Source organism: Vibrio sp. 10N.286.52.F8 (assembly GCF_041468745.1).
Taxonomy (GTDB): Bacteria; Pseudomonadota; Gammaproteobacteria; order Enterobacterales; family Vibrionaceae; genus Vibrio; species Vibrio crassostreae_C.
Genome location: NZ_JBFRJF010000086.1, coordinates 1 through 416, shown reverse-complemented (window position 1 = coordinate 416; position 416 = coordinate 1). Strand labels below are relative to the sequence as shown.

The following is a 416-nucleotide window of genomic DNA, read 5'->3' as shown; positions in this document are numbered from 1 at the left end:
CCAAATTGTTAAAGAGCAATAAGACTTCTTGTGAAGTTCATTTTCTAAAGACTCTCACAGTCGAAAAATCCAACCAACGACATAAGAAGTGGTTTGGAGGTTTAACTTCCAAGAATATTTAGAGAATGGTGGGCGATACCGGGCTCGAACCAGTGACCCCCTGCTTGTAAGGCAGGTGCTCTCCCAACTGAGCTAATCGCCCACTAAAAGTTTTAATTCTTTCGTGGAGAAAGAATGGTGGGTCGTGCAGGATTCGAACCTGCGACCAATTGATTAAAAGTCAACTGCTCTACCAACTGAGCTAACGACCCAATGGTATCCCGTAGGGGAGTCGAACCCCTGTTACCGCCGTGAAAGGGCGGTGTCCTAGGCCTCTAGACGAACGGGACACTGCAACTTATCTCTACTTTAAAAGT

Annotated in this window: 3 tRNA genes; all 3 read right to left on the bottom strand. The window is 46.2% G+C overall.

From position 1 onward, the window contains the following. Window positions 1–126: 126 nt before the first annotated feature. Window positions 127–202: transfer RNA gene (locus AB4133_RS22060), tRNA-Val, on the bottom strand. A gap of 33 nt (window positions 203–235) precedes the next feature. Next, window positions 236–311: transfer RNA gene (locus AB4133_RS22055), tRNA-Lys, on the bottom strand. A 2-nt stretch (window positions 312–313) separates the two neighbouring features. Next, window positions 314–389, bottom strand: a tRNA-Glu gene (locus AB4133_RS22050). Between the last annotated feature and the right edge of the window lie 27 nt (window positions 390–416).